Here is an 8,008-nt window from a genome sequence, read left to right as displayed (position 1 = left end):
AAGAACTCCTATCGGAATGACTTCAGGCGTCGCCAGCAGATGAGTGCGCATCCGAGGGTGAGGAAGGCTTCGTGGATGTCGTCGCGTATCTCCCAGCGGATCCGCAGGCGGCGGAACCAGTGCAGGTGGGCGAACGCGCGCTCCACGACCCAGCGTTGGGTGCCGAGCCCGGAGCCGTGCTCGGTGCCTCGGCGGGCGATCAGCGGTTTCACGCCGAGGCCCCAGACGAGCCGGCGGTACTTGTCGTGGTCGTAGCCGCGGTCACCGAGCACCACGTCCGGTCGGCGTCGGGGCCGGCCGCGTTTGCCCCGCACCGGCGGCACGGCCTCAAGGAGCGGGATCAGCTGGGTGACGTCGTTGCGGTTGCCGCCGGTCAGGGTGACGGCGAGCGGGATCCCGGTGGCGTCGGTGATCAGGTGGTGTTTGCTGCCCGTCCTGCCCCGGTCAACAGGACTTCGTCCGGTCCTGGGGCCCCCTTTAACGCCCGGATGTGGGAGCCGTCGACCGCCGCCAGGGAGAAGTCCAGGGCGTTCGCACCACGGAGTTCGGCGAGGAGGATCTCGTGCAGGCGGGGCCACACGCCGGCCTCAGTCCACTCGGCCAGGCGGCGCCAGCAGGTCATGCCCGAGCCGAAGCCGAGTTCCTGCGGCAGGTGTTCCCAGGAGATCCCGGTGTGCAGCACGAACAGGATGCCCTGGAACACCAGCCGGTCTGGATGCCGCTTGCGTCCCGGATGCCGGGTCCGGCGCTCAACCTTGGGCAGCAGCGGCTCGATCACCGCCCACAACTCGTCATCGACTTCCCACGGCTTCGGCCGAGCCACCCCGCACCCCCGGATCAACGCTCTCGGAGTGATCCAACCACCTCGAAGATCATTTCGTTAGGAGTTCTAACTCGCGGCGCCAGCGAATGCGATCAGCCAGCAGGGTCGAGCCCACCCCGATGACGGCTCCCACAAGTGTCGATATCAGCGTCCCCCAGTTCACTCCGCAATCTTGGCAGGCACCGGCAGATACGTCATGAGAGCTCATCGGAGGAGAGCTGCGACCGCCGCGAAGCTCCGCTCCACCAGGTACCGGCCGTCGCCGATCGCCGTGGCGCTTGACCGCGGCGGCTGGACGACGGACGACGGCGAGAGCCTGGCAGAGATCACGCGGCTGTACGACGTGACGGTGCGCCTCCCGCACTGAGCACCAGCGCGCTGAACGCAGGGAGCCCCGGACGCACTGTCCGGGGCTCCCTGCTGATCGGGTGTCAGGCCAGGAGGAACGCCGCGGCGGTGGCGGCGCCGAGCGATGCGCCAGCCACCGTCTGGGCGACGGTGTGGTACGTCAGTGCCACACGGGACCAACACACGGCAGCCGTAAGGAAGTAGGCGAGCAGCCACCACGGCGAGTGGACGACGGCGAGCAACGCGACGACGGCGGAGGCGACCGCGCTGTCCACGCTGATCTTCCAGACCAGGTTGATGGTCAGGAGTCCGATGGTCATGGCCCACAGGGCGAGCATCGCGATGAGGATGCCGGTCGGCGCATGCCCCAGGACCATGGCGAGCGAACCGAGGCCGATGGACGCCAGGATGACCACGAAGATGGGAGCCCGCTTCGTGCGGTCCACCACATGACGGTCGCCCCAGGTGCCCCTCCTACGCTCCCACTCGATGTAGACCGCGGGGATGATGCCAGCGCACAGCGCGCCGAGCAGACCCCACGGGATGCCGGTCCAGTCGCCAGCGGCTGCGACGCCGATGCCCAACATGCCGACCAGTAGGACGTTACGGGGCTGAAGTATGTCGGTGACGGTCCTGGCCGCCGTGGTGATGGTCACGCGGTTGCTCCTGCGGTGGCGAGCAGGCGCTGAGCCTGGGATGGGTCGGTCTTCCGGTAGGCGTTGGCGACATCCCGCAACCAGGCGACTTCGCCGTCCTGGTCAGTGGCCTGCTGCTGCTCGAACGCCGCGACCGGGCCCGCGGGCGCCCCTTCCGCCTTGGCTGCGAGCGCGGCCTTGATCCAGTACGCCTGAGCGACGGCACCGTGGGCGGCCTTCTCTTTGGCGGCTGCCATCAGGTTGTCGGGGACGTGATGACGCAGTTTCTCGATCGCGTCGGCGACATCGTGGATCCACCGGTCGAGCCGGAGCTCGGCGTCCATGTCACGGCGGGTCAGCTCGCGGTACCGGGAGCGTGGCGGCTGCATCGGGATGGTGGGGAAGGCGGTCATCAGCTCGCGCCACATCGGGTACAGGCGCGCGAGGGACCACCAGGCGCGGGCGCGGCGGATGCCCTTCTCGGAGGCAGGGACCGATACCCCGAGCGCGAACAGCACGAAGAGGAGAAGCTGCATCGCCTCGGTGGAGGACTCGACCTTGTGGGCGACGGCGTCACTGGGTTGGTCGGCGAGCCAGAACCACATGGCCAGCATGCGACCGAAGGAGTAGGCAACACCGAGGACCATGGCGAAGGCCATCATGCCCAAGCCGGCGCGCAGCAGCCCGCGTTCCTCACCGCGGAACGCGCCGGCCCACTGGTAGAGGCAGATGGCGGATGCCGAGCCCAGGTAGACGTAGAAAACGCTCATATAGGCGGTTGCGCCCCACTGCCCGGCGTGATCGCTGACGAAGTGGTCGCTCGGTACCGACCGGTCGACGATCGTGAAGAACATGATCGTCATCAGGGCGAAGCTGGCGAGGGCCGTCTTGGTGGCTGCGCGCTGGATGACGCGGGCTACTCGCACGGCGCGGGCCATCTCGCCGTCAGCGGGATACTGCCCGTACACGGCGACGATGTAGTACATGATCGCCAAGATCGCTGCGCCCGCCGAGTAGTGCTTGAGCAGGATCGAGGCGTCGGTGATCGAGCTGTTGTTGAGCCCGATCCGTACGACCTCGGTCTTGGTCCACAGGGCGATGGAGAAGCCCAGGAAGCAGCCCCAGAGGGATCTTCGGCGGGCGTCGGAACCGCCGAGCGCGCGCCAGATGGCAACGGAGGTCATCAGGGCGGCTACTAGGTAGCCGGCTATGTCGAGCACGGGGGTCCTTGAGTTACGAACGGCGGAAGAGGTTGCGCAGGCGGCGTCGTGGTCGGTAACTGCCGCCGGCGGGCCGGGAGAGGGTGTCGTCCAGGCGGCCGAGCATGTCGTCGCTTGGCACGTCGCGGGCCATGCGGGGAATGAGAGAGGCGCCGAATTCGGCGATCTTCTCCTCGACGGTGCGGTAGTTGGCGCGTGCCTGCACGGTGGCCTCACCGGCCATGACGCGCTTGATCAGGCCAGGTCCGAAGACGGGCAGCAGTGCTTGAAGTTCGTCGGGGCTGAGCTGGGTACCGTGGTCGAACCACTCGTGAACCAGCTCGTGCAGCATGACGTGCTCGGTCAAGTAGGCCGACGGGCGCTTGCGGTAGAGGACGATGCTGAGGTGGGTGTCCTTGATCCTCAGCCCGCACGCCGTGCTCGTGGTGATCATCGAGTCAGGGATGGGCTGCATGATGATCCGGCGGCCGCGAGCCTTCTCCATGTTGACCCGCAGCTGCTCTACTGAGAACGGGTTAGGGATCGGAAGGTCTGCCAGGCCGGTCTTGCACCGTTCCTGCACTTCGCTCAGAGACGGCTCGGAGGACGGTGCGTCCGTCATGTCTGCGGTTCCGCCGGAGGCTCCTGCGTCTCCTGCCGCGCCTTCTCCAAGAGGTCGAGTGCGAAGTTGAGCAGGTCAGGTGAGAGTCCTTCTTCGGTGATGCCCCGCCCGGCGATTCCGCTGATGCCGCCGGCTCGCTTGTCGGCCAGGAAGCGGAGCCCGGCGGAGACTTCAGCCTCGACCTGCGATTCCGGCTTGAAGAAGCGCCAGTCGCAGTCGAAGCCCAGTCCCAGGGCTTGCAGAGTCTCGTCCCTGACCTCGGTGAGTTGGCCCTTGCGGAGCTTGCCGAAGTAGCTGTGAGACAAGGAGCCGCCGCGTGCCTCCGCGATTCGGCAGAACTCGCGGTCGCTCGGGGCGCCGTCGGGGAACGACTCCTTCAACAGGTAGTTGATCTTCTCCTGCAGGGTGCGTGGCTCATCTTTCTCGCCAGCACTCATCTCCGCCCCCAGGCTGCTCATGTCCGATTTTGCGGTGGTTGCTTGTAATGGCTTCGCCACTCTAGGCCACGCTCTCAGGCGGGAGTTCGGCTTCTGCCTGCGTCCCGACCTTGAGAATTGCCCGATCTCGACCGGCTTGCGTAAACACTCTACGTCACTGTTAACTCCATGACACACAGGGCCGCCTGTAGGGGTAGTGCGGCCGGATTTCGCCGTGCCCTGAAGCTGCGCATGGGACTGCCCGGCTCGGGGGAGCGGGCAGCTCCATGCGTCTACTCGACGCGATGGAGTGATGGACGAGTGATGATCTCCGACGCAGTGCCTCTGCTCTGGGCCTCCAGCCTGCGGACGCCCGCGGCCGGGAACGCTGCCGCCATGCGGCAGGTTCTCGGCACGGAGAACTCCCTCGAGTTCCGGGTTGGCCCCGAGCGCGGGCCCGCCGAAGCAATGCGCCGCTCGCGCCGGTTCGCCGCAATGGTGCTGCCGGCGCTGCTCGCTGCTCCTTCGCAGGCGGCCGAGATCGAGTCCGCGCTCGCGGTGCTTACCGAGCTGGTCGACATCACCGCGCGGTCCCGCGCAAGCGTCGACCTGGCGGGCCGGATCTCGTGCGACGGTGATCACGTGTTGATCACCGTCGGGGAGATGGGAAGCGCGCTGCCGGAACCCGAAGAGGAGCCGGGCCTGTTCCTCGTGCGCCGCCTGGTCGACGACATGGGGCAGCACCGCGGTGATGGAGGCGGCTATATGACCTGGGCGTCAGTTCCTGTCCGGCCGAGCCCCGGTGGTCGTATGTAGCCCGGAATTTCTGTCCTCTCGAATTTCGAAAGGGCCTGGTCGGCTGCAAGCTCAAAGTTGGGGTGGGGTGCTACTCGCTCCCCAGCGCGCTCCGTGCGGTCGTCGGCACCTGCGAAACCCCGATTGAACCCATGTGTCGGCGTTGGTTCAGCGAGAAACCTGAAATCCGGCGTTAGCCCGTCCGGGGTGTATCGGAAAGTGGCGCCAATTGGGCCTCCGGATTCGGGTGATGCCTCGCCAGTAAGTGCCTGGGTATGCCACCCGAGTCCATAACCCTGTGACGCATGTCACGTGATGCGTCCGCATGTTGGACGCTTCCGAACTCGGTGGAAGACGTCGAGCCGGTCGCGCAATGCCCACCCGAAGCATGCTGCAAGTGCTGGGGTGAGCTTCATCGGCAAGATCGTGGGCAAGAGTGGGTCATGAAGATGCTCATCGTTCTGGTGGTCATTGGCCTTGCTGCGGCCTGGTACCTGCAATCACGGAAGCGGCGGTAATCGCGCACAGCGGGAGGCGTGGCCAGAACCGCGCCGATGGTCGGGCGTCCGCCGTCGCCGACAGGCGGCCGGAGGGGACGGTGCGCGAGCAGAGCCTCGGCCTCGCGCACTCGGATCCTGACGTGGTCGAGTTCCTGCGGCCGGGCTTCCGGAGATGGATGGCCTACTCGATGCCCCCGCATGCGCGGAGTGGCAGGGCAGGCGACACCGCCACTACGGCGGCGTAGGGAGGCCTGGCGCAGAGCGGAGTGGGCGCCACCACCCATGTGTTGAGCAGGGCGGGTAACGTACGTAGCCGTTTACGTAGCCACAGGGATCGCCAACCCGCAGGTTTCCGCAGGTGACAGCGCTGCAGTGACTCTCCCCACTGATTTGGTGCAGCGTTCAACGTGCCTGACCATGAGCCGTCGCCCGGCGATCCCGTGGCGGACCCAGCACGACGAGAGGCGCACCACCCCATGCACGACACCGGACCCGCATCGACGCCGGCTCCGGCAGACCGAGGCGACACCGCAGCCGACACCGGCGAGGCCATCGAGCAGCGCGGCGAGATCGGCAAGCACGCCCGGCGCTTCGGACTTCCCATCGCGACCTGCCTGGTCATGGGCAACATCATCGGCGGCGGCATCTTCCGCCTCCCGCACGACGTCGCCTCCTACGGCACCATCAGCCTCGTCGCCTTCGGCGTGCTCACGCTCGGCGCGATCGCCCTGGCCCTGGTCTTCGGCCGGCTCGCCCAGCGCGACCCGCGCACCGGCGGCCCGTACGTCTACGCCCGCGAGGCCTTCGGCGACTTCGCCGGTTTCCTCGCCGCCTGGTCGTACTGGATCACCTCCTGGGTCTCCAACGCCGCGCTCGCCGTGGGCGCCGTCGGCTACCTCAACCTGCTGATCGACCTCGACGGCCACTGGTGGACGATGTGCCTGGCCGCGCTGCTCATCCAGTGGCTCCCCGGCCTCGCCAACCTCGCCGGCACGCGGTACGTCGGCGCGGTCCAACTCGTCGCGACCGTACTGAAGTTCGCGCCGCTGCTGCTCGTCGCCGTCGGCGGCCTCTTCTTCTTCGACGCGGACAACCTCGGGCCGTTCCAGACCGACCCGGACGCGAGCCCCGTCGGCGCGGTCTCGGCCGCCGCCGCGCTGCTGCTCTTCAGCTACCTGGGCGTGGAGTCGGCCGCGGTCAGCGCAGGCGAGGTCCGTGACCCGCGCCGCAACGTCGGCCGCGCCACGATCCTCGGCGTGCTCGGCGCCGCCTTCGTCTACCTGCTCGGCACGCTCGCCGTCTTCGGCACCGTCCCGCACGAGCGGCTCGTCGACAGCGAGGCCCCGTTCTCCGACGCCGTCAACGCGATGTTCGGCGGCACGTGGGGCGGTTCGCTCGTCGCGGTCGCCGCGGTGGTCTCCATCCTCGGCGCCCTCAACGGCTGGACGCTGCTCAGCGCCCAGGCCCCGTTCGCGGCGGCCAAGGACGGGCTCTTCCCGACCGTGTTCCTGAAGAAGCAGCGCGGCGTCCCCACGGCCGGCGTCGTGATCACGGTGATCCTCGCCTCGCTCCTGACGATCTACAACTACGCCTCCGGCGGCGGCAAGGGCGACGCGGAGGTCTTCACGCTCCTCGTCACGGTCACGACCTTCATGGCCACCGTCCCGTACCTCCTCGCCACCGCCGCGCAGATCTACTACCTGCTCTCCGGCCAGGGCGAGCGCGTCAACCGCTCCCGCCTCGTCCGCGACTCGGTGATCTCCGCGATCGCCTGCGCCTTCTCCCTGTGGCTGGTCGGCGGCGCGGGCTACGCGGCGGTCTACCAGGGCGTCGTCTTCCTCTTCATCGGCGTCGTCGTGTACGCGGTGATGTCGGGCCGCAAGAAGCGGGCGGAATCGGCCCAACAGGGCTGACCCCAGGCCCGGTTGCGGGACCCGTACGACCTGCGCCTAGGGTCGTACGGGTCCCGCCGCCCGCGCCCGACTCAGGAGCACCGTTGTCCCGTAAGACCAGCCCCCAGGACGCGCCGACGACCGCCGCCGGGGAGCGGCCGCAACCTGTTCCCCTCGGCTTCCAGCTCGAAATCCTCGCCTGGGCGCTGGCCGGCGTCGCGGCCTGGCTCCTCCTGTACTTCGCGCTGAAGCAGGGCGGCTTCGGCTGGCTCGGCGCCGTCAACGTGGTCACCGTCCACCTCGGCCTATTCACGGCGTTCAACGCCCGACGCCTCGCCCGCCCCGGCATGGCCTGGACGGGCCGTGTCGCGGGCACGGTGACGACGGCAGCGCTCGTGGGGGCGCTGACACTGGCCGGGTAGGCCGCACGCGGGGCGCAGATTCACGGGCTGGGTGGGCGTCCCCCTCGTACGCCTCGGCCGCAGGCGGATGCGCAACTTCATCCGGGTCGACGCGGCAGGGATAGCCGTGCATCCCTCGAACTGTGCCCGTCGGACGCGATCGACCCGGACGCCCCGGGCCTCGGGTTCCTGGTCCGGGACGACGAGCCGCTGCGTCCGGATCTGCAGCGGCTGCGCTACCAGATCTCGGCCGCCAAGGGGGAGTTCATGGAAACCCTCATCGGCGCGGCCAGGCAGTACGCCCCCGACCACCTCTGGCTCGGCGAGTTCGAGCGCGAGCCCGGGTTCGTGAAGGGCCTCGACCGCGGCGCGTCCAG

9 protein-coding genes are annotated in these 8,008 nt (G+C 68.2%); 4 read left to right on the top strand and 5 right to left on the bottom strand.

Annotation, left to right across the window (positions count from 1 at the left end):
* Window positions 1-8: 8 nt before the first annotated feature.
* Window positions 9-823, bottom strand: a protein-coding gene (locus tag QIS96_RS23350; RefSeq protein WP_408907238.1) for an IS5 family transposase whose coding sequence is annotated in 2 segments (ribosomal slippage) — window positions 9-481 and window positions 481-823 — 816 coding nt in all. Because the reading frame shifts where the segments join, the coding sequence is not laid out codon by codon here.
* A 196-nt stretch (window positions 824-1,019) separates the two neighbouring features.
* Between QIS96_RS23350 and QIS96_RS23345 the strand changes: the two genes are divergently transcribed.
* Window positions 1,020-1,190 (top strand): hypothetical protein, encoded by a 171-nt coding sequence (locus QIS96_RS23345; RefSeq protein ID WP_282544653.1) that lies wholly within the window; start codon window positions 1,020-1,022, stop codon window positions 1,188-1,190.
* A gap of 64 nt (window positions 1,191-1,254) precedes the next feature.
* Here the strand turns inward: QIS96_RS23345 and QIS96_RS23340 are convergent, their stop codons facing one another.
* The 4 genes from QIS96_RS23340 to QIS96_RS23325 are packed head-to-tail and all read right to left on the bottom strand — an operon-like array spanning window position 1,255 to window position 4,085.
* Window positions 1,255-1,827 carry a hypothetical protein gene (locus QIS96_RS23340; protein ID WP_282544652.1) on the bottom strand — a complete coding sequence of 191 codons (573 nt, stop codon included), beginning with the start codon at window positions 1,825-1,827 and terminating at the stop codon, window positions 1,255-1,257.
* Window positions 1,824-2,990: an MAB_1171c family putative transporter gene (locus tag QIS96_RS23335; RefSeq protein ID WP_282544664.1), complete on the bottom strand. Its 1,167-nt coding sequence runs from the start codon at window positions 2,988-2,990 to the stop codon at window positions 1,824-1,826. The genes QIS96_RS23340 and QIS96_RS23335 overlap by 4 nt, the downstream gene beginning before the upstream one ends.
* 49 nt (window positions 2,991-3,039) lie before the next feature.
* On the bottom strand, window positions 3,040-3,627 hold the full coding sequence (locus QIS96_RS23330) for a toxin (protein WP_282544651.1): 588 nt from the start codon (window positions 3,625-3,627) through the stop codon (window positions 3,040-3,042).
* The gene (locus QIS96_RS23325; protein WP_282544650.1) at window positions 3,624-4,085 is read right to left on the bottom strand and encodes a hypothetical protein; all 462 of its coding nucleotides are present in this window, start codon (window positions 4,083-4,085) and stop codon (window positions 3,624-3,626) included. The genes QIS96_RS23330 and QIS96_RS23325 overlap by 4 nt, the downstream gene beginning before the upstream one ends.
* A gap of 282 nt (window positions 4,086-4,367) precedes the next feature.
* Between QIS96_RS23325 and QIS96_RS23320 the strand changes: the two genes are divergently transcribed.
* From QIS96_RS23320 to QIS96_RS23310, 3 genes are all read left to right on the top strand, one after another.
* Window positions 4,368-4,859: an ATP-binding protein gene (locus QIS96_RS23320; RefSeq protein WP_282544649.1), complete on the top strand. Its 492-nt coding sequence runs from the start codon at window positions 4,368-4,370 to the stop codon at window positions 4,857-4,859.
* A gap of 955 nt (window positions 4,860-5,814) precedes the next feature.
* Window positions 5,815-7,251 (top strand): amino acid permease, encoded by a 1,437-nt coding sequence (locus QIS96_RS23315; RefSeq protein ID WP_282544648.1) that lies wholly within the window; start codon window positions 5,815-5,817, stop codon window positions 7,249-7,251.
* Window positions 7,252-7,334: 83 nt separating this feature from the next.
* Complete coding sequence (locus tag QIS96_RS23310; RefSeq protein ID WP_282544647.1) at window positions 7,335-7,652, top strand: hypothetical protein; 318 nt, start codon at window positions 7,335-7,337, stop codon at window positions 7,650-7,652.
* Window positions 7,653-8,008: the final 356 nt, after the last annotated feature.

Source organism: Streptomyces cavernicola (assembly GCF_029968035.1).
Lineage (GTDB): Bacteria > Actinomycetota > Actinomycetes > Streptomycetales > Streptomycetaceae > Streptomyces > Streptomyces cavernicola.
The sequence above is the reverse complement of the archived record's forward strand: the minus strand, read 5'-3'. Positions and strand labels throughout refer to the sequence as shown.